Here is a 21,091-nt window from a genome sequence, read left to right as displayed (position 1 = left end):
TCACTTGTCCTTCGAGGAGAATCGACCGTCGTAAACGTCACCATTCACGTGCATGGTGATCGAAACCGTGTAGGACCCCGTGCCTTCGTCTCGGGTGAGGTTATTCGGGGTGGCGTCCACATAACCGGGGAGTCCCTCGAGCGCCTTCAGCCATTCCGGGGTCGAAGGGAACGAATCCGTCCTTGCGGAAAAGGTGATGGTGGCGACCCGCGGTCCCTCGAACGGTGTGCTTCCTTGCTGGAACGCGGCCAGCGGTGATGCGGATTCCACCTCCACGGTCTGGACCGACACGCCAGCCGGAAGTGTCGCCTGGACCTTCTCCAGGTATGCCTTCCATTGGATCTCCGTAGAAGCGCCCACCTCCTGTGCAGCGTGGAGGAGCTTGATGTCGTCCTGCATGCTGCGTACGTCTGCATACTTTGCCTGCTGTCCCAGCAGGCTTGTCGTCCGCGTCTGCTCCATTGCAAGGGCCACGTTCGCCTGGATGTTGTAGGCGAACGAGCCGGCAGTGGCCAGCGAAACGGCGGCTGCCACCCCGACGACGGCAAGAACGAGAGAGCGTCGGAGCGCTCGCGCCCTCCGCCGGGCACGCACCTCGGGCGGGAGGAGATCGACGCGCGGCACCCCACCAATGACGGGGCCGTCTTCGCTCCGCGACCGCCCGCGCGCGCTCATGCCACCCTCCCGAGAGCCAGCCCCAGGGACACCGTGAGTGCCGCGCGGCGATACCGGAGGTCGGACGCATCGAGGCGTCGCGACAAGCCGATCGCAGTGAACGGGTCGGCCTCCTCCACGGGAATCCGGGTCATCTCGGACAGCGCGTCGCCGAGGCCGACGAGCTGACTCCCGCCACCAGTGATGACGATCCGATCGACCGAGGAGCCTGGACGGGTGTTCACGAAATAGTTGATGGTGTTCCGGATGCTGCCCAGCAGCTCGCCTGCGACCTGGTAGATGATCTCGACGGCCTTCTGCTCCTGCTGGGACGACACGGCCGGAGCCAAGCCCAGCGTCCTCTTCAGCATTTCAGCCTGCTGGGGCTCGATATCCAGACCATCCACCAGCGCAGCGGTCAGATCGCCACCGCCGGACGGAATGATCCGGACGAAATGCGGGATATTCTCCGCAGCGATCACGACGCTCGTGGTTGCCGCGCCGATCTCGACGAGAGCTACCGTCCCGGTGATCCGGCCCCGGTTCACTATCGCGCGGCACAGGGCGAACGGGATGAGATCCACGTCGACCGGGTTGAGGCCGGCCAGATGGACCGCGTTGACATTGCCGAGAACCGCCTCCTTGACGGCAGCGACCAGCAAACCGTTGATGACCGGCCCGGCTTCGCTCTCTCCTTCGGACACCGGATAGAAATCGAGGAGGGCGTCCGCCACGGGGACGGGCAGCATCTCTTGGACCTGGAACGGCAACGACTCTCTGATACGGGTCAAAGACATGCGCGGGACTGTGAGGTCCCGGGCCAGCACGCGCTGATTGCCCATGCCGAGTACGGCATCCTTCGTGCCGAATCCGCCACGAGACCAGAGCTGCTTGAGCAGTGCAGCCACCGTGTTCGGCTCCAACACCTCGCCTCGGCTGGCCGCCCCCTCCGGCAGCGGGAGCTCGTGATAGCGCAGGAGGATGGGCTGTGATCTGCGCAATCCGCCCACCTCGACGGCGCGAATGGATGTGCTGCCGATGTCGACACCGACGATGCTGTCTTTCATGTGGCCCTCCTTCAGCCCAGGCCGAGAATCGCTAGGTAAGCGGAGACGATCGAGGGACCGGCGACAGCGCCGATCCACGCACCGCCGAGCATCCACGGGCCGAACGGGATGCCCGTGCGGCGCCCTGCCCGGCGCACTGTCATCAGGATGATGCCGAAAACACCACCGAGCACGAACGCCGCGAAGACACCCACCAACAGTTGCGGCCAGCCGAGGAAGCCGAGGAACATCCCCAGCACGCCGGCCAGCTTCACATCGCCGAAGCCCATCCCGCCAGGGACGGCCAGCGCAAGAACGAGGTACAGGAGGAAAGCGCCCGCGCCTCCGATGACGGCCGATACCAGCGCCTCCGGCCTCCCGATGAACGCTGCTCCCGCGCAGAGCAGTAGACCACCGACGATATAGGCGGGGAGAACGATGACATTCGGGAGGGTGCGAGTCTCCAGATCGATGAGCGCGAGGGCTGCGGTGATCGCACTGAGGTAGAGGAAAGCGGCGAGCACGAGCGCCTGTCCGATGAGCGGCGCCAAGCCTGCCTGTGCTGCATCGGCGAGAGCCGGCCACCGCCACCATGCGACCAGGCCGAACCCCACACCCACCGCCCCTTCGACCAGGGGGTACCTCGCAGCGATGGGCTGTCGACAGTCTCGACAACGCCCGCCGAGCACGAGCCATGACAGGACGGGGATGTTGTCGAACGGACGGACGGCGCTGCCGCATTTCGGGCAGGCGCTTCCGGGCCGCACCACGGAGATTCCAGCGGGTACGCGGTAGACCACGACGTTGACGAAGGAGCCGATGAGCAGTCCGAGGACGGCGGCGAAGGCAGTCCAGGCGAACACGTAGCTGGTTGTCTGGCTCATCGCGCCGTTCCATCCGAGGTGAACGCCGGTGAGACATCCGAGTACTGCGTCACTCCATAGGTCGTCGAGGTCGGGGCGAGGAACTTGGGCGGAGCGGCCGACCGGAGCCGCTGGTCGTACCAGTAGCTCTTCACATACCCGGAGGACGTTCCTCCGGAGCCGTCACCTTGCGCCACCGGTCCGCGGAAGTACTGGGCGATCGCACCGAACACCGTTAGAGTGCCGCGTTTCCCGGCCGCTTCGTAGTTCTGGACCATGAACGTGTGCTGGACGCACAGGATCGCTGCATCGATCTCGACGTCCGCATTCGCGACCAGCGGCGTGCAGGCGGAACGGGTCGAGGTCGTGCACGCCATCTGATTGAGCAGCCAGACCGCATTCTGCCCCACGAGGCCGAGCATGTCGGCCGCGCGGTCCGTGTATGTGATGCTGCCGGTGACGTAGATGTAGTTCTGGCTCGCGATCGTGAGAGCGCCTTTCATGACGCCTTTCACGTAGGCGTCGCCGTTCCGACATCCGTACGCGGGCGCCGACGCCTTGGCCGTCGGAGGGATCGTCTCCGTGGCCGCAGGATATTGGGTCCCGCCGAAACTCCACCCTTCGTTCTTCGCTCCGACGTTGGTGCAGGTCACTCCGCTCGGCGGGGTCGCGCTGTAGTTGGGATCGGCGGCGGCTCCGCCTGCTGGAGCCCCCGGGACGTTCTGCACGTAGATGAGATTGCTGTCGAGCACCGGGATGACCGCACCGTTCGGGTCACCGAGGTTGCCCGTTCCTGCCCCGGGGGCGCCGCACATCGTCGGATTGTTGGAAGCGATTCCTGACGTGAAGGACGGCTGAGTCACCTTCGTCCACGGAGACACCACCCGCATCTTGCCGTCGCTCGTGAAGGTTATGGTCGTCGGACCGGTGTACAGGCAACCGGGCCTCGGAACATCGCTGAGGTCCACACGAGCCTCGTTCGCCATCGCCAGATTGGTCGGTGGGATGTCGAGCGCATCCTTGTGCGAGGGCCCTGTGGCGCCGTTGTACCACTTCGGAAGCGCACCCGTCGGGCAGGTGTTCACCCAGCTCGGCGTGAGGGAGCTGCTCGTCGAGACATCGCCCAGGAAGGTGGTGCCGCAGATCCGGAGTTCGTCGTTCGAGTGGAGAGGACCGTTGATCACGTCTTTGGAGGCGAACTCGATCTCCTGACAGTTCGTCTTGTGAGTGATGGTGCCGCCAGACTTGAACGCGTAGCTCGGCACGCAAGCCGTGGCTCCCGATCCGAGATTCTGGATCGCCGGGTCGATGATCTCGTAATTGGTGAAGTACAGGAACTGCAAGAAACCCTGCTGCTTCAGGTTGGCGATGACCGAGCGCGTCTGCGAGCCGACTTTCCCCGTCGAGCGTACGCGGATGACGCCATTGCGGGTGTACTGCGAATTGTCGACCTCATAGCGGAACGCGGCCGCGCCGCTCGTTCCAGGGACGCTCGCCCAACCGGCCCCAGCCCCCACTGCGAAAGCCGGATTCGGAGACGCCGTCGGGAGGGTCACGGTGTCCTTGCTGCCGGTCCGGATCGTGAAGGTGGACGCGGGGTTGCCGTACTTGGTGTATGTGCTGTCGTTGGCCAGCCGGCTGGCGTACTCGTCGACTCCTGCATACGCAGCCGCGAGCGCGGCGTTCCAGTCCGCATCGTTCGTGGCGCGCTTCATCCCGCCGACGGACACCGTCAACGCAGTGGCGATGACGATCAACATGACGGACGCGAGACCGACGACGGCCAGCACGGCGACACCGCTCTGGTCCCGGCGCAGCCGCAGCCGGGAGGCGCGCAGGCCGTTCATGATGTCACCTTCGTCACGGAAACGTTCGGAAGCAGGATGGTGTTCACGACGGTGACCGCCTTCCCGGCACGGGAATTCGTCGCCTTGATCCGCAAGGTCACCTTGACCGACGTGACCTGCGCCAGCTGAGTCGCGCTCAACCCGCCCGTCGCCGGTACCGACAGCACCGTGTTTGTCTGGTCGTAATAGGTGAAGAAGACGTCTTGACCAGCGGGAGCAGCGAGCACGGTCCCACCGAGCGATCGGCTGCTGTCCGGAGTGCCCATCGCGGCCGGGAACACCCAGTAGATGCCCGACGACGTTGGGCTCTGCCGGTCTTCCCACAGCTGCCGCACGCCGTCGAGTCGGAACCGCACCATCGTCGGCTTGGGGGGAAGGGTCGTGACGGAGGCGTAAGGGTCCACGTCGATGTTCGAGAACACCACCAGCTGCTCACGGTCGGCGTAGACGAAGGCTGCTCGCGGAGTCGCGGACCCCGTGACAGCGACGGTCGTACCGACGCGAAGCACCCGACCGATCTCATCCATCGCATTGGTCGCGACCCGGGTGTTGGCGTCCATCCCCTGCGCGAGTCCGGTGGAGGTCGTCGTGCTGACGAACAGCGCTGTCGCCATCGTCAGAATGAGGGCGAGAAGACCCATGGCGGTGACCAGCTCGACGAGTGAATAGCCCTCGTCGTTCTTCAGTGCCCGGTGGATTCTCATGGTCAGGCCCTCGGATCCAGAGTCAGCTGACCGGAAGAGGAGACGTAGCTGCCGTTGCTGGTGATCGTCACGCGCCCGCCGGTGAGAGCCGTCTGAGTCCCGGTCGCCGTGGATGCGGAGAACAGCTGCCAGGTGCCGAACGGGAGGGCGATCTTCACGCCGCTCCCACCAGAGGACGGAATCACGCTGCCGAAGGTGTATTTCATCGCTCCGTCCGCGCACGGAGGCTCTCCGGGCACCGGCGCGGCGCTCTGCGAGACCGCGAACAGGAATGGGCCCGACCCTGAGCTGATCGTCGCTGTTCCCATGGGTACTGTGATGGACGTGGCCGCACCCGCGGCTGCGGTCTGAGGTGCAGGGAGCGCGCCGACCTTATTCGGCGTCGTGCGCGTGTCAGGCGACCATTCGGTGGGATTCGGAGCCGGGCAGGTGTTGTCATCGTACGCGCCGGCGACCGCCTGGTAGCCGTCCTTGTACGGGTGCAGGCTGGCCTGCTTCGTCGTAGTGGACACCTTCATCGGAGGGAAGGCTCCGCCGTAGGTCGCGTTGATGAACGTCGTGTCGAGATTGTTCGGGAGGGTAGGAGAGCCCGTCCCGTACGCGAGGGTGAACGTGGCCGCTTTGTCATACTGGAACGAGTAGACCGTGGAGCTGCCGGCTGCGACGTCGGCGGTTTTCGACGGCGACGTCTTCTGCTGATAGTCGATGTAGCCGGACTGGTTCATCGTGACCGTATAGCTGCCTGGTGGCACCTTCAGCACGTAACCGCACCCATCGGAATCGGTGGGGCTCGTGGCAAGCGTGCCTGCGGTGAAGCCGACTCCGCCGGCGCCGCGGCCGAGTGCGTTCTTCACCACCACGAGGATGGTGCCCATCGTCGGGTCGTTGATCCGACCACTGGGTGCGATCAGCGTGTTGGAAACGACGTCCGAACGAGCGCCGTTCCACGAGACCGTCACTTTCACCAGCTTGAACTGCAGAGGGCCGCCGCTGGTCCCGCAGGTGGAGTCGGACCCGCTCGGCGTCTTCCAGGTCGCGTCTGTCGTGACGGTGAAGGCGTTGTCGGGGCCAGTGGCGACTCCCGGGTCGACACTGCTCACCTTGAAGGGGTCGCCGATCGCTCGAACCCGATCGATCTCGGCCGCCGCGAGGCTTGCAGCGGTGATGCGCTTCTGATTGTCCAGAGCCGCCGTCATGCTCGAAGTGAGCCCGAGTGCGATGCCCGTGGCGACGAAGCCGAAGATCGTCATGGCGACGAGCACTTCGATCAGAGTCAGCCCGGCATCGGGCGCGGTGTCCCGTCGCAGTCGACGACGAAGAGCGATCACGTCTTCACCTCCCTCGGTATCGGGTGGGAGTCGGGCGGGGGACGAACGGCGCTCGGCGGGGCATCCGTCGGGATGCCCCGCCGAGCGTGGTGCTAGAGGGACCTAGCAGCCGGCGGGCTTGGAGTCGGTGACGTTGCCCGAGTCGGTGACCCAGTAGGACTTCGTGGCGTCGCTGACCTTCTTGACCGTCAGGCAGAACTTGTCGCCCGCCTTCGTAGGGGAAGTCCCCGAGAAGGCCACGAGGTCCACATCCTTGCTCTGGTTGTACCCGAGGGAGGACAGGTCGTTCTGCGACGCCGAGATGGTCGGCGTGCCTGTGGTGTTCTGCGTGTAGTAGGCGACCACCGCGGTCTTGGCGTTGTTGAGGTCGGACTGGGCGGCCGAGTCCTTCGCGTTGTTCTGGAGCCCGATATAGACCGGGATGGCGATCGCGGCGAGGATGCCGATGATGATGACCACCACGAGGAGCTCGATCAGGGTGAAGCCCTTCTCGCCCTCTTCGAGCAAGCCCTTGCGGCGAGCGTTCAGCTTGCCCATGAGTCGGAAGTACATTGCAGTGTCCAATCGGTCGGGAGATTGCGGGGCGCCGTTCGAGCGAGTCCCGTCCGGCTCGTTGATGGTATTTCCGAGCAAATTCACGGCAGAATCCCACAAACGGGGGCAATTACATTGATATGCCACCCCAGTACAGGGGCTCCCCGTTCGAGTGACGCCAAGCTCCGGCAGGTCATTTGACGAGGCTGGAGATCTGGAAGATCGGCAGGTAGAGCGCCACCACCATGCCGCCGATGATCACGCCAAGGAAGGCGATCATCAGCGGTTCGATCATGGCCGTGAGCTGCTCGGTTGCAGCCGCCACCTCCTGGTCGTAGAAGTCGGCGATCTTGTTCAGCATCGTCTCCAGCGACCCCGAGTCCTCGCCGACGGCGATCATCTGGGTCACCATGGCGGGAAAGACCGGTTGATCCGCCAGCGGCCCGGCGATCGATTCACCCTGCCTGACCGAATCGGCGACCTTGACCAACGCATTCTCGATCACCCAGTTGCCCGAGGTCTCCCCCACGATCTTCAGCGCCTGCAGGATGGGCACGCCCGCCGAAACCATGTTGGCGAAGTTCCGGCTGAACCGGGCTACGGCGATCTTCCGGAGCAGGGACCCGAAGATCGGGATTCGGAGCTTGATGGGGTCGACACGCATCCTCACCCGCTCGGCGTTCTTGTTGCGCGACCACCAGATCGACCCGACAACGATCGCCACGACCAGGACAGGCGCGATGTAGACCATCGCGTGCGACAGCTGCACCAGAATCATCGTCGGCAGGGGAAGCTGGCCCCCGAGCCCCTCAAACATGTGCTCGAACACCGGAACGATGAAGAGGAGCATGGCCACGACAGAGACGATCGACATACAGAGCACGATGACCGGATAGGTCAGCGCCGATTTGATCGTTCCGCGGAGTTTCACCTCTTTCTCGAAGTTCTCAGCGATGGCTTCTAGGGACGAGTCGAGGAATCCGCCCATCTCGCCGGCGCGCACCATGTTGATCATCAGAGGGGGGAAGACCGTCCCATGCTTCCGCATGGCGTCCGATATCGCGATCCCGGACTCCACTTCATCACAGACCTGTCGCATGATCGCAGCGAGCTTCTTGTTCTCCGTCTGCTCGGCGATGATGTTCAGGGTTCGAAGAATCGATAGCCCTGAACCGATCATCGTGGCCATCTGCCGGCTCATGATCGCGAGGTCCTTGAGCTTGACCCCGCTTCCGAAGCCGATGTTGATCTCGCGATTGAGGCCCGTGCTCTCAGGAGCCGCTTCGATGGAGATCGGAGACAGCCCCATGCCTCGGAGCCGTGCTGCGACGGCGGATTCCCCTGGCGCGTCAAGACGTCCCTTGACTACCTTCCCCTCAGCGTTCCTCCCGCGATATGCGAACGTCGCCGAGCCGGCCATCAGCGCACCTGTCCGGAGAAGTTGTCGCCGAAGTTCGGCTCGCTGGCTGCGAAGGCCTTGGCCGACGCGTCGGTCGACGAGTCGGCGCGCTGGATGAGCCGGCCGATGCTCTCGAGGTCGTGCGCCTTCTCGAGGGCGGCGGTGCGCGTGATGAGGCCACTGTCCACGAGGTCCGCCAGGTGCTGATCCATCGTGTGCATGCCGTCGCCTCTGCCTGCCTGCATCGCTGAAGCGATCTGATAGGTCTTGCCTTCCCGGATGAGGTTCGCGATTGCCGGGGTCATCATCAGCACCTCCGTCGCCACGACGCGGCCGCGGCCGGAGGCGCGCTTCACGAGCGTCTGGCAGACGACCCCCTGGAGGGTGCCGGCGAGCTGGGCGCGCACCTGTCCCTGCTGATGAGGAGGGAAGACGTCGATGACACGGTCGATGGTCTGCGGGGCGTCCTGCGTGTGAAGGGTAGCAAAGACGAGGTGGCCGGTCTCCGCGGCGGTCAGAGCGACCGAAATGGTCTCGAGGTCACGGAGCTCGCCGATGAGGATCACGTCGGGGTCCTGCCGCAGCACATGCTTGAGGGCGTTGTTGAAGCTGTGGGTGTCGTGGCCGACCTCACGCTGATTGACGATCGACTTCTTATGGGTGTGCATGAACTCGATCGGGTCCTCGACCGTCACGATGTGGTCGGCGCGTGTGGAGTTGACGAGGTCGATGAGGGCGGCGAGCGTTGTGGACTTTCCCGAACCCGTCGGCCCGGTCACCAGGACCAGGCCACGCGGCAGAGATGCGAAGCGGCCGATCTGCTCGGGGACGCCGAGCTCGCGCAGCTGCTTGATCTCCGTCGGGATGAGGCGGAAGGCGGCTCCTATCGACCCGCGCTGCTGATAGAGGTTCACGCGGAAACGCGAATTGGCCGAGATGGTGAAGGCGAAGTCGAGTTCGAGTTCACGCTTGAACATCTCTTTCTGCCGCACTGTCAGCAGGCTCATCAACGCGCTCATCGTGCGCTCGGTGCCCCATGGCGCAGCCGGCCCGGCAGGGGTCAAGGCGCCGTCGATCCGGACCATCGGTGGCGCTCCGACAGTGACGTGAAGGTCGGAAGCGCGTTGAAGCACTACCTCGCGAAGCGCGGCGACAAGCTCCGGGTCGGCTTTCTCCAGAGCCTCGCGCTCGGCCGGTGTGAGGGTGGAGGTGTCCTCGTCGAAGGTCCGAGTCTCGCGGCGGTCCGCCTCGCTGCTGGTTGCTTCAGCCTGCTGTGCGGCGCGTCGCCCTCCCGGGACGAGACGCGTCACCGGGGTGTGATCGGCAAGATCCCATACCGGGGCGGCCGGGCCGGCCGGTGCAGACGGCGCGGCTGGGGCCGGTGGCGCGGCGGGTGACGCCGGCTCCGTAGTTGCCGCCGGCGTCCAGGTCGGTGGCGGACTCAGCGGCGCGCCGGGACCCGGTGTCCACCCTGCGGCGGTCGCGCCGGGCGGGGTCACCGGGATCTCGTAGACCGGCTTGGCCGTCGGCGGCGGGAAGCCGCCCCAGCTGTCGTCGTTCGTCATGTGCCCTCCTAGGCGACCACTCGCAGGATCTCTTCGATGGATGTGAGGCCGAGCTTGACCTTCTCCCAGCCGTCCTCACGCAGGGTGAGCATCCCCTGCTCGCGCGCGGCACGGCCGATCTCGGCGCTCGACGCTCGCTCGACGGCGAGGCGTTCGATGTCCTCGGTCACCGCCATGACCTCGTGCACCGCGATGCGCCCGCGGTAGCCCGTGTTCGAGCACGCAGGACACCCGACGGGGACGAACATGGTCGGCGGTGCACCGTCCGACTCGAGAGGGAACCGCATCCGTCGCAGGTCATCCGGTACGTACGACCCCGGCTGCTTGCACCGGTCGCAGAGGCGGCGGGCGAGGCGCTGGGCGACGACGCAGTCCAACGCGGAGCCGACGAGGAACGGCTCGATGTCCATCTCGGTGAGTCGCGTGACCGCGCTCGGCGCGTCGTTCGTGTGCAGGGTCGACAGGACCAGGTGGCCGGTGAGGGACGCCTCAATCGCGATCTGCGCCGTCTCGTGGTCGCGGATCTCGCCCAGCAGCACCACATCCGGGTCCGACCGCAGGATGCTCCGCAGCGCGCTCGCGAAGGTCAGCCCCGCCTTCGGATTCACCTGCACCTGGTTGATGCCGGGCATGCGGTACTCGACCGGGTCCTCGACGGTGATCACGTTGATCTCCGGGCGGGCAACGGCGTTGAGGGTCGTATAGAGAGTTGTCGACTTTCCGGAGCCGGTCGGTCCGGTGACCAGGATCATCCCGTACGGCTTCGAATACGAGGCGCGGTAGGTCTCGAAGTTGCGCTCCAGCAGGTTGAGGTCGGTCAGCGTCATGCCGGTGTTCGTGTTGTCCAGGATCCGCATGACGACCTTCTCGCCCCAGACCGTCGGCAGTGTGGCGACCCGGAGGTCGATCTGGCGGCCGCCGTGCACCACGGACATGCGACCGTCCTGCGGCTTGCGGCGCTCGGCGATGTCGATGTCCGACATGATCTTCAACCGCGAGATCACACCGTTCTGGATGCTCTTGGGCGCCGACTGCATGGCATGGAGCACACCGTCGATGCGGTAGCGGACCCGGACATCGTGCTCGGCCGGCTCGATGTGGATGTCGGAAGCGTGGTCCTGGATCGCCTGGCTCACCAGTAGATTCACGAAGCGGACGATCGGGGCGTCGTCGTCCGACGACTCGGAGACGGCGGTGTCCTCCGACGGTGCGGTCTCCTCCTCCAGGGTGGAGGTCAGGTCGCTCAGTTCGTCGTCCGCCCGAATGTACCGGTCGATCGCCGCGCGGAGGTCGGCCTCCTCGGCGACGGCGGCCGCGACGTTCAGTCGTGATGCAGCGCGCACGTCATCGATCGCGAACACGTTGCCCGGGTCCGCCATCGCGACGACGATCATGCCGTCGGCCGTTCCGATGGGCAGGACGGTGTGGCGACGACAGATCGCTCCAGGGATGAGAGCGACGGCCGCGCGGTCGACCGGGTAATCGGCGAGCTCGACGAACGGCAGGCCCGCCTGAGCGGCGCGCGCACGTGCCAGCTGGGAGGAGGAGATGGCGCCGCGCGCCATGAGCTCGCGCACGACGGCCTCATCCGCCGTCGGCTCGGTCGCTACGCGGTCGAGGTATTCGATCGGCAGGTGGCCGTGGAGGATGAGGATCTCGGTCATGGACGCCACACGGACCTCCTTCGGGCGCTGCCTACGCGGGTCGGGGGAACGGCAGACCCCACCGCTCAGGGGCGAGAACTCCCTGGTCGGATGGGCGTAGTCACCCTATTCAGCAGGGAGAACAGGACAACAGACCCGCGTGAGGGTGCCACACCGGTGGGGGGCACCCGCTCGCGGGGCGTGCATCCATCGTCACCGGACGCTCTCACCGCACGCCAGAGTGCCGACACCCGATAATGCGGGTGAAGCCGGCGCCCCCTCAGCCCAGCTTTCCGCGCCGGCTCGCCAGGTACACGAGGATGCCGGCGACGACCGCGCAGCCCATCGTCGTCAGCCAGTACGGGAGGGTCGCGGCGGCGTGGCCGGAGACGGCCTGCGCGATGCCCACGACGAAGCTCACCACGGCGACAACCAGGAGCACGGCTCCGAAGCCGAGCATGGCCCGCCCCGCGGTGTCCGTGTACTGCAAGAGCTGGCGCCACATGCTCCCATTCTCCCAGGTCGACCCCGCGAGATTTGCGCCAAATCGTCGTTATGGCGGCCGCATAATAGAGATTTGGCGCAAATCTCGCGGCGGCGGGGCGAACGGGTAGGGAAAGACGAAGGCCCCCGGCGCAGTGCGCCGGGGGCCTCGTCGTACGGGTACCTGCTTAGTTGTAGGTGCCCGGGGTGTAGTCGTCCGAGCTGAAGCTGTCGAAGTCGACGAAGCTCAGGTCGCTCTCGCTGAACGCGGAGTCGTCGGCGAAGATGCGGTTGGGGTACCGCTCCGCCTTGGCCTCCTCGGTCGCCTCCACGGAGACGTTCCGGTAGCGCGACAGACCCGTTCCGGCCGGGATGAGCTTACCGATGATGACGTTCTCCTTGAGACCGATCAGCGGGTCGGACTTGCCCTCCATGGCCGCCTGCGTCAGGACGCGGGTGGTCTCCTGGAAGGACGCGGCCGACAGCCACGACTCGGTCGCCAGCGAGGCCTTGGTGATACCCATGACCTCCTGACGGGCGGACGCCGTCTTCTTGCCCTCCTGCAGCGCAGCACGGTTGATCTCGTTGTACCGCGAACGGTCGACGAGCTCACCCGGCAGCAGGTCGGTGTCGCCGTGGTCGACGACGGTGACCTTGCGGAGCATCTGGCGGACGATGACCTCGATGTGCTTGTCGTGGATCGGCACACCCTGCGAGCGGTAGACGCCCTGCACGCCGCCCACCAGGTGCTTCTGCACCTCGCGGACGCCCTTGACCCGGAGGACCTCCTTCGGGTCGACGGTGCCGACGATCAGCTGCTGGCCGAGCTCGACGTGCTGTCCGTCCTCCACCAGGAGGGTCGAGCGCTTCAGCACCGGGTAGACGTGCGGCTCGTCGCCGTTGTCCGGGGTCAGGATGACCTTACGGGACTTGTCCGTCTCCTCGATGACGATGCGGCCGGCGGCCTCGGCGATCGGGGACGCACCCTTCGGGGTACGAGCCTCGAACAGCTCCTGGACGCGCGGCAGACCCTGGGTGATGTCGTCCGCGGAGGCCGAACCACCCGTGTGGAACGTACGCATGGTGAGCTGCGTTCCGGGCTCGCCGATCGACTGGGCGGCGATGATGCCGACCGCCTCGCCGATGTCCACCAGCTTGCCGGTCGCGAGCGAACGGCCGTAGCAGGCGGCGCAGACGCCGACCGCCGACTCACAGGTCAGCACGGAGCGGACCTTGATGTCGGTGACGCCGGCGGCGACCAGCTTGTCGATGAGCACGTCGCCCACGTCGTCGCCCGCCTTCGCGACCACGGTGCCGTCCGTGCCGACCGCGTCAGCGGCCAGCGTGCGGGCGAACACCGAGTTCTCGACGTTCGGGTCACGGGTGAGGGCGCCGTCCGCACCGACCGTTGCGATCGGCAGGTCGAGACCCTTGGTCGTGCCGCAGTCGTCCTCACGGATGATGACATCCTGCGAGACGTCCACCAGACGACGGGTCAGGTAGCCCGAGTCCGCCGTACGGAGAGCCGTGTCGGCCAGACCCTTACGGGCACCGTGCGTCGCGATGAAGTACTCCGCCACCGACAGCCCCTCGCGGTACGAGGAGATGATCGGACGAGGGATGATCTCACCCTTCGGGTTGTTCACCAGACCACGCATACCGGCGATGTTGCGGACCTGCAGCCAGTTACCACGGGCACCGGACGTCACCATGCGGTTGATGGTGTTGTCCGCCGGGAAGTTGGCGCGCATGGCCTCGGCCACCTCGTTGGTCGCCTCGGTCCAGATCTTCACCAGCTCCTGGCGACGCTCGAGGTCGGTCGTCAGACCCTTCTCGAACTCGGAGGTGATCTTGGCGGCCTTCTTCTCGTAGCCGGCCACGATCTGCGCCTTGTTCGGCGGGGTCAGGATGTCGCTCAGCGACACCGTGACGCCCGAGCGGGTGCCCCAGTAGAAGCCGGCGTCCTTGATCCGGTCGAGCGCCGCGGCGACCTCCACCTTCGGGTACCGCTCCGCGAGGGCGTTCACGATCGACGAGATCGTGCCCTTGTCGGCGACCTCCTCCACGTAGGGGTAGTCCGCCGGGAGCGTCTCGTTGAAGAGAGCGCGGCCCAGGGTCGTCTCCACGATGGCGGTGATCGGGGTGGCCCCGGTGTCGGCCGCGTCGGACGGAACGTAGTTGTCCAGACGGATCTTCACCTTGGCGTTGAGGTGCAGCGTGCCCTGGTCCTTCGCGAGGATCGCCTCGGAGACCGAGGAGAACGCGCGACCCTCGCCCACAGCGCCCTCGCGGACGGTGGTGAGGTGGTGCAGACCGATGATCATGTCCTGCGAGGGCAGGGTGACCGGGCGGCCGTCCGAGGGCTTCAGGATGTTGTTCGAGGCGAGCATCAGGATGCGGGCCTCGGCCTGAGCCTCCACCGACAGCGGCAGGTGCACCGCCATCTGGTCGCCGTCGAAGTCCGCGTTGAACGCGGCGCAGACGAGCGGGTGGAGCTGGATGGCCTTGCCCTCGACGAGCTGCGGCTCGAACGCCTGGATGCCCAGACGGTGCAGGGTGGGTGCACGGTTCAGCAGCACGGGGCGCTCGCGGATGATCTCCTCGAGCACGTCCCACACCTGCGGGCGCGAACGCTCCACCATCCGCTTCGCGGCCTTGATGTTCTGAGCGTGGCTCAGGTCGATCAGGCGCTTGATGACGAACGGCTTGAACAGCTCCAGAGCCATCTGCTTGGGCAGACCGCACTGGTGCAGCTTGAGCTGCGGACCCACGATGATGACCGAACGGCCCGAGTAGTCCACGCGCTTACCGAGCAGGTTCTGGCGGAAGCGACCCTGCTTGCCCTTCAGCATGTCGCTGAGGGACTTGAGGGCGCGGTTGCCGGTACCGGTGACGGGACGACCGCGGCGGCCGTTGTCGAACAGGGCGTCGACGGCCTCCTGCAGCATGCGCTTCTCGTTGTTCACGATGATCTCGGGAGCACCGAGGTCGAGCAGGCGACGCAGGCGGTTGTTGCGGTTGATCACGCGGCGGTACAGGTCGTTCAGGTCGCTGGTGGCGAAACGGCCACCGTCGAGCTGGACCATCGGGCGCAGCTCCGGCGGGATCACCGGGACGACGTCGAGGACCATCGCGGCCGGCGAGTTGCCGGTCGCCAGGAACGACGAGACAACGCGCAGTCGCTTGATCGCGCGGATCTTCTTCTGGCCCTTGCCGTTGGCGATCTGCTCGCGGAGCAGCTCGGCCTCGGCGGTCAGGTCGAACGCCTGCAGGCGACGCTTGATCGCCTCGGCGCCCATGTAGGCCTCGAAGTACAGGCCGTAGCGGTCGACGAGCTCGTTGAAGTCCGCGTCCTCGGGCTTGAGGTCGCCGACCTTGAGGGTGCGGAACGACTCCCACACACGCTCCAGGCGGGCGATGTCCTCGTCGAAGGACTTGCGGATCTGGCCCATCTCCTTCTCCGCCGTGTCCTTGACACGACGCTTCTGGTCGGCCTTCGCGCCTTCCTCCTCGAGCGCGGCGAGGTCGGTCTCGAGGCGCTGAAGACGCTCGGCGACGCGGGCGTCGCGCTGGTCGGACAGCGTCTTGATCTCGAGGCGCAGCTCGTTCTCGAGGCCGGGGAGGTCGGCGTGACGGCCGTCCTCATCCACCTCGATGACCATGTACGCGGCGAAGTAGATGACCTTCTCGAGGTCCTTCGGCGCCATGTCGAGCAGGTAGCCGAGACGGCTGGGCACACCCTTGAAGTACCAGATGTGCGTCACCGGGGCGGCGAGCTCGATGTGGCCCATGCGCTCACGACGGACGGAGGACTTGGTGACCTCCACGCCGCAGCGCTCACAGACGATGCCCTTGAACCGGACGCGCTTGTACTTGCCGCACGAGCACTCCCAGTCGCGGGACGGTCCGAAGATCTGCTCGCCGAAGAGTCCGTCCTTCTCCGGCTTCAGGGTCCGGTAGTTGATGGTCTCCGGCTTCTTGACCTCGCCATAGCTCCAACGACGGATGTCGTCAGCGGTGGCCAGGCCGATACGCAGCTCGTCAAAAGTTGTTGCGTCGAGCAATGTTCCTTCTCTCCTATGGAAGATTCGTCAGTAGGTCTGGCTGCCGCTTAGATCTCGTCGATCGACGACGACTCGAAGCGGGAGGAGATGTTGATGCCGAGCTCCTCCGCGGCGCGGAAGGCCTCGTCGTCCGAGTCGCGCAGGCTGACCGCCTGGCCGTCGGCCGACAGGACCTCCACGTTCAGGCAGAGGGACTGCATCTCCTTGATGAGCACCTTGAAGGACTCCGGGATGCCCGGCTCCTGGATGTTCTCACCCTTGACGATGGCCTCGTACACCTTCACGCGGCCGAGGATGTCATCCGACTTGATGGTCAGGAGCTCCTGCAGCGCGTACGCGGCACCGTAGGCCTCGAGGGCCCACACCTCCATCTCACCGAAGCGCTGACCACCGAACTGCGCCTTACCACCGAGCGGCTGCTGGGTGATCATCGAGTACGGACCGGTCGAACGGGCGTGGATCTTGTCGTCGACCAGGTGGTGCAGCTTCAGGATGTACATGTAGCCGACCGACACAGGGTCCGGGTACGGCTCGCCGGAGCGGCCGTCGAACAGCTGCGTCTTACCGGAGGAGCCGATCAGGCGGTCGCCGTCGCGGGTCGGGAGGGTCGAGTCGAGCAGACCTGCGATCTCCTCCTCCTTCGCGCCGTCGAACACCGGGGTCGCGACCTTCGTGTTCGGCTCGGCCGAGAAGGCGGCCTCGGGGAGCTCAGCGGCCCACTTCGGCTTGCCCTTGATCTCCCAGCCGTTCTTGGCGATCCACCCGAGGTGGATCTCCAGGACCTGACCGAAGTTCATTCGACCGGGGACACCCAGCGGGTTGAGGATGACGTCGACCGGGGTCCCGTCGGCGAGGAACGGCATGTCCTCGACCGGAAGGATCTTGGAGATGACGCCCTTGTTGCCGTGACGGCCGGCGAGCTTGTCACCCGCGGTGATCTTGCGCTTCTGAGCGATGTAGACCACCACGCGCTGGTTCACGCCGGAGCCGAGCTCGTCGTCGCCGTCCTGCGAGTCGAAGACCTTGACACCGATGACGGTGCCCTCCTCGCCGTGCGGGACCTTGAGGGAGGTGTCGCGCACCTCGCGGCTCTTCTCGTTGAAGATCGCGCGGAGCAGGCGCTCCTCGGCCGACAGCTCGGTCTCGCCCTTCGGCGTGACCTTGCCGACGAGGATGTCGCCGGGGCGCACCTCGGCGCCGATGCGGATGATGCCGCGCTCGTCGAGGTCGGCCAGGAGGTCCGGGCTGACGTTCGGGAGGTCGCGGGTGATCTCCTCCTTGCCGAGCTTGGTGTCGCGGGCGTCGACCTCGTACTCCTCGATGTGGATCGAGGAGAGGGTGTCGTCCTTCACCAGGTTCTGGCTGAGGATGATCGCATCCTCGAAGTTGTGACCCTCCCACGGCATGAACGCGACGAGCAGGTTCTTGCCGAGCGCGAGCTCGCCGTTCTCGGTCGCGGGACCGTCGGCGACGACCTCGCCCTGCTCGATGCGGTCGCCCTCGTCCACGATCACGCGGTGGTTGTAGGACGTGCCCTGGTTCGAGCGGTCGAACTTGCGCAGGTAGTAGGTCTGGTACGTGCCGTCGTCCGCCTGGACGGTGACCGCGTCGGCCGAGACCTCGGTGACGACACCGGACTTCTCGGCGGTGATCACGTCACCGGCGTCGATGGCCGCGTAGCCCTCCATACCGGTTCCGACGACCGGGCTCTCCGAGCGGAGCAGCGGCACCGCCTGGCGCTGCATGTTCGCACCCATGAGGGCTCGGTTGGCGTCGTCGTGCTCGAGGAAGGGGATCAGCGACGTACCGACCGACACCATCTGGCGCGGCGAGACGTCCATGTAGCCGATCTCCTCGGCGGGGATCAGGTCGACCTCGCCGCCCTTCTGACGGGCGAGGACGCGCTCCTCCACGAAGTGGCCGTTCGCGTCGAGCGGGGCGTTCGCCTGCGCGACGACGAAGTCGTCCTCTTCGGAGGCCGTGAGGTAGTCGATCTGGTCGGTGACCCGGCCGTCGACGACCTTGCGGTACGGCGTCTCGATGAAGCCGAAGGAGTTGATCCGCGCGAACGACGCGAGCGAGCCGATCAGACCGATGTTCGGGCCTTCCGGCGTCTCGATCGGGCACATGCGGCCGTAGTGCGACGGGTGGACGTCACGGACCTCGACGCCGGCACGCTCACGGCTCAGACCACCGGGGCCGAGCGCGGAGAGGCGACGCTTGTGGGTCAGACCCGCGAGCGGGTTGTTCTGGTCCATGAACTGCGACAGCTGCGACGTTCCGAAGAACTCCTTGATCGCCGCGACGACGGGTCGCACGTTGATCAGGGTCTGCGGCGTGATCGCCTCGATGTCCTGCGTGGTCATGCGCTCGCGGACGACGCGCTCCATGCGGGAGAGACCGGTGCGGACCTGGTTCTGGATGAGCTCGCCGACGGCGCGGATGCGACGGTTGCCGAAGTGGTCGATGTCATCGATGTCGAGGCGGATGTCCGTCTCGACGCCGTTGCGGAGACCCTTGATCGTGGTCTGGCCGTCGTGCAGGGCGACCAGGTACTTGATCGTGGCGATGATGTCCTGGACGGTCAGCACCGACTCCGACAGCGGGGCCTCGAGGCCGAGCTTGCGGTTGATCTTGTAACGGCCGACCTTGGCGAGGTCGTAGCGCTTCGGGTTGAAGTAGAAGTTGTCGAGCAGCGCACGCGCGGCCTCGGCGGCGACCTGCTCGCCCGGACGCAGCTTGCGGTAGATGTCCTTGAGCGCCTCCTCCTTGGTGAGGATGGCGTCCTTCTCGAGGGTCAGCTCGATGGACTGGTACCCGGCGAACTCGGAGAGGATCTCCTCGCTGGTGAGGCCGAGGGCCTTCAGGAACACCGTGACCGACTGCTTGCGCTTGCGGTCGATGCGGACACCGACCTGGTCGCGCTTGTCGATCTCGAACTCGAGCCACGCACCGCGGCTCGGGATCACGCGTGCCGAGAAGATGTCCTTGTCGGACGTCTTGTCGGGGGTGGCCTCGAAGTACACGCCCGGGGAGCGGACGAGCTGCGAGACGACGACACGCTCGGTGCCGTTGATGATGAAGGTGCCCTTCTCGGTCATGAGCGGGAAGTCGCCCATGAAGACCGTCTGGGTCTTGATCTCACCGGTGAGGTGGTTCATGAACTCGGCCTCGACGTAGAGCGGGGCAGCGTAGGTCTTGCCCTTCTCCTTGCACTCGTCGATCGAGTACTTCTTCTCCTCGAGGAACGGGTTCGTGAACGAGAGCTGCATGGTCTCGCCGAGGTCCTCGATGGGAGAGATCTCCTCGAAGATCTCCTCGAGGCCCGTGTTGGCGGGAAGATCCTGACGGCCCTGGGCCTCGGCTTCTGCGACGCGAGCCTTCCACGCGTCGTTGCCGACCAGCCAGTCGAAGCTCTCGGTCTGCAGTGCGAGCAGATCGGGAACGGTCAGGGTGTCCGTGATCTTGGCGAAGGAGAGTCGGGATGCGGCTCGTCCGTTCTTGGGTGTCTTGTCGGTGTTGGTTGCGTTGCGCGCAGCAGCCAAGGAAATAACCTCCGGGGCCCCGTCGGGCCAGTTACTGTCGGTCGTGTATCTATCAGGACGAGAACTCCCAGTCACGTCGCGCTGCCGTATCTGACCCGAAAGAACGGGCCCAGGCACACGCGGAGAAAGTCAGAGCCGACCGCAATATGAAGGCAGAAGTTTGACTGGGAGCGCAAAGAACAACTATATGTCAATCGGACGCGCCGTGTCCAGTCTTTTCTTGACCGGAGACACGTCCTGATGTATAACGCGACTCTCGCGGTGCTATTCCCGGGGCTCCCCGGCCGGAGATCCGGCCGGATTCAGCGCCGGCGCGGGTGGTACGTCGGAAGGGTGTCGACGGTCGCGATGACAGCCTCTTCGCGGGATCGCGGAGCCCAGCCGAGCACGGTGATCGCCTTCTGCGCAGTGGCGCGCCGCGCCGTCCCGATGTCGGGGAGGGAGTCGCGGACGCGGCGGCTGAACGGGGCGACCGCTCGCAGCATCCACTCGGGCATGAGCTTGGTGCTGACCCGTCGGCCTGCCGCCTCGCCGAGATGACCGCGGATGAGCAGCGCGACCTCCTGCGCCGACATGACCTCGCCGGCGATGGCGAGGAAACGCTGCCCGGCGGCCTCCGGCCCCGTCATGGCGAGGAGGTGCAGGGCGGCGACGTCGCGCACGTCGACGATGCCGAAGTGCACGTCGGGAAGGCGCGGGAGACGTCCCTCCTTCACCAGGCGCACCAGTTCGACCGACGTCGAGATGTCCGGGCCGAGCACCGGGCCGAGGATGCCGACCGGGTTCACGGTGGCGAGCTCGAGGCCTCCGCCCTCCGCCGCGACGAAGGCCCACGCCGCGCGCTCGGCGATGGTCTTCGACTGCACGTACGGGCTCAGCCGGCGGCCGCTGTCGAGGTCGGTCCAGTCCTCCTCGGTGAAGGGCCGGTCGGTCGGCGGATGCCCGTAGCCGATCGCCGCGAAGGATGAGGTGAGCACGACGCGCTCGACGCCGCCGTCCCGGGCGGCACGCAGCACGCGCAGGGCGCCGTCGCGTGCCGGGACGATCAGGTCGTCCGCGTCCTTCGGCTGGGAGGAGGGGAACGGCGAGGCGACGTGCAGGACGAACCGGCAGCCGGCGACGGCGTCGGCCCATCCGTCATCGGTGGTCAGGTCGGCGATGGCGAACTCGAGCCGGTCGCCCGGGTCGTCGACACCGCCCGCCGCGAGCTGCTGCCGGACGTCCGCGGCCCGCGCGGGAGTGCGGATCGTGGTGCGAACCCGGTAGCCGGCGTCGAGCAGCGCGAGGATGCAGTGCGCGCCGAGGAATCCGGAGCCGCCGGTCACGAGCACCAGGTCGGCCGGCGGGGTGGAGGGCGGCGTTGCCGCGTTCGGGTCGCTCACTCCCCCATCCTTCCCCGGGGGCGTGCCGTTGGGA

The 21,091-nt window shown here is 66.2% G+C and carries 14 protein-coding genes; all 14 read right to left on the bottom strand.

Annotated features, from left to right (window positions below; translation table 11 throughout):
• On the bottom strand, window positions 1-534 hold the full coding sequence (locus AXZ95_RS14975; RefSeq protein WP_231374463.1) for a hypothetical protein: 534 nt from the start codon (window positions 532-534) through the stop codon (window positions 1-3).
• 137 nt (window positions 535-671) lie between these two features.
• Entirely contained in the window at window positions 672-1,721 is a 1,050-nt protein-coding gene (gene pilM, locus AXZ95_RS14970; RefSeq protein WP_018191985.1) for a type IV pilus assembly protein PilM, read from the bottom strand.
• Between the two features lie 11 nt (window positions 1,722-1,732).
• A complete protein-coding gene (locus AXZ95_RS14965) occupies window positions 1,733-2,584 on the bottom strand; it encodes an A24 family peptidase (protein WP_018191986.1) in 852 nt (283 codons plus the stop codon).
• Window positions 2,581-4,410 (bottom strand): hypothetical protein, encoded by a 1,830-nt coding sequence (locus AXZ95_RS14960; protein WP_018191987.1) that lies wholly within the window; start codon window positions 4,408-4,410, stop codon window positions 2,581-2,583. The genes AXZ95_RS14965 and AXZ95_RS14960 overlap by 4 nt, the downstream gene beginning before the upstream one ends.
• Window positions 4,407-5,114, bottom strand: a complete 708-nt coding sequence (locus AXZ95_RS14955; RefSeq protein ID WP_018191988.1) for a hypothetical protein — start codon at window positions 5,112-5,114, stop codon at window positions 4,407-4,409. The genes AXZ95_RS14960 and AXZ95_RS14955 overlap by 4 nt, the downstream gene beginning before the upstream one ends.
• A 2-nt stretch (window positions 5,115-5,116) precedes the next feature.
• Window positions 5,117-6,442, bottom strand: coding sequence for a type II secretion system protein (locus AXZ95_RS14950; protein ID WP_018191989.1), 1,326 nt, complete (start codon window positions 6,440-6,442; stop codon window positions 5,117-5,119).
• Between the two features lie 102 nt (window positions 6,443-6,544).
• Window positions 6,545-6,994, bottom strand: coding sequence for a prepilin-type N-terminal cleavage/methylation domain-containing protein (locus AXZ95_RS14945; protein ID WP_018191990.1), 450 nt, complete (start codon window positions 6,992-6,994; stop codon window positions 6,545-6,547).
• 175 nt (window positions 6,995-7,169) lie between these two features.
• Complete coding sequence (locus tag AXZ95_RS14940) at window positions 7,170-8,285, bottom strand: type II secretion system F family protein (RefSeq protein WP_018191991.1); 1,116 nt, start codon at window positions 8,283-8,285, stop codon at window positions 7,170-7,172.
• Window positions 8,286-8,395: 110 nt separating this feature from the next.
• Window positions 8,396-9,940, bottom strand: coding sequence for a type IV pilus twitching motility protein PilT (locus tag AXZ95_RS14935; RefSeq protein ID WP_269209390.1), 1,545 nt, complete (start codon window positions 9,938-9,940; stop codon window positions 8,396-8,398).
• A gap of 8 nt (window positions 9,941-9,948) precedes the next feature.
• Complete coding sequence (locus tag AXZ95_RS14930) at window positions 9,949-11,613, bottom strand: ATPase, T2SS/T4P/T4SS family (protein ID WP_018191993.1); 1,665 nt, start codon at window positions 11,611-11,613, stop codon at window positions 9,949-9,951.
• A gap of 250 nt (window positions 11,614-11,863) precedes the next feature.
• Window positions 11,864-12,088, bottom strand: a complete 225-nt coding sequence (locus tag AXZ95_RS14925) for a hypothetical protein (protein ID WP_018191994.1) — start codon at window positions 12,086-12,088, stop codon at window positions 11,864-11,866.
• A 166-nt stretch (window positions 12,089-12,254) separates the two neighbouring features.
• Window positions 12,255-16,130: a DNA-directed RNA polymerase subunit beta' gene (rpoC, locus tag AXZ95_RS14920; protein WP_018191995.1), complete on the bottom strand. Its 3,876-nt coding sequence runs from the start codon at window positions 16,128-16,130 to the stop codon at window positions 12,255-12,257.
• 47 nt (window positions 16,131-16,177) lie between these two features.
• Window positions 16,178-19,675: a DNA-directed RNA polymerase subunit beta gene (gene rpoB / locus AXZ95_RS14915; RefSeq protein WP_018191996.1), complete on the bottom strand. Its 3,498-nt coding sequence runs from the start codon at window positions 19,673-19,675 to the stop codon at window positions 16,178-16,180.
• A 302-nt stretch (window positions 19,676-19,977) separates the two neighbouring features.
• Window positions 19,978-21,057: an aldehyde reductase gene (locus tag AXZ95_RS14910; RefSeq protein ID WP_018191997.1), complete on the bottom strand. Its 1,080-nt coding sequence runs from the start codon at window positions 21,055-21,057 to the stop codon at window positions 19,978-19,980.
• Between the last annotated feature and the right edge of the window lie 34 nt (window positions 21,058-21,091).

Source organism: Leifsonia sp. 115AMFTsu3.1 (assembly GCF_004362795.1).
In the GTDB taxonomy this organism is placed as follows: domain Bacteria; phylum Actinomycetota; class Actinomycetes; order Actinomycetales; family Microbacteriaceae; genus Leifsonia.
Note: the sequence above shows the minus strand (reverse complement) of the source record. Positions and strands in the feature narration are given on the sequence as shown.

Bases quoted from the DNA above. Each gene is read 5' to 3' on its own strand.
- pilM (WP_018191985.1), bottom strand. From the start codon at position 1,721: ATGAAAGACAGCATCGTCGGTGTCGACATCGGCAGCACATCCATTCGC.
- AXZ95_RS14965 (WP_018191986.1), bottom strand. From the start codon at position 2,584: ATGAGCCAGACAACCAGCTACGTGTTCGCCTGGACTGCCTTCGCCGCC.
- AXZ95_RS14960 (WP_018191987.1), bottom strand. From the start codon at position 4,410: ATGAACGGCCTGCGCGCCTCCCGGCTGCGGCTGCGCCGGGACCAGAGC.
- AXZ95_RS14955 (WP_018191988.1), bottom strand. From the start codon at position 5,114: ATGAGAATCCACCGGGCACTGAAGAACGACGAGGGCTATTCACTCGTC.
- AXZ95_RS14945 (WP_018191990.1), bottom strand. From the start codon at position 6,994: ATGTACTTCCGACTCATGGGCAAGCTGAACGCTCGCCGCAAGGGCTTG.
- AXZ95_RS14940 (WP_018191991.1), bottom strand. From the start codon at position 8,285: ATGGGGCTGTCTCCGATCTCCATCGAAGCGGCTCCTGAGAGCACGGGC.
- AXZ95_RS14935 (WP_269209390.1), bottom strand. From the start codon at position 9,940: ATGACGAACGACGACAGCTGGGGCGGCTTCCCGCCGCCGACGGCCAAG.
- AXZ95_RS14925 (WP_018191994.1), bottom strand. From the start codon at position 12,088: ATGTGGCGCCAGCTCTTGCAGTACACGGACACCGCGGGGCGGGCCATG.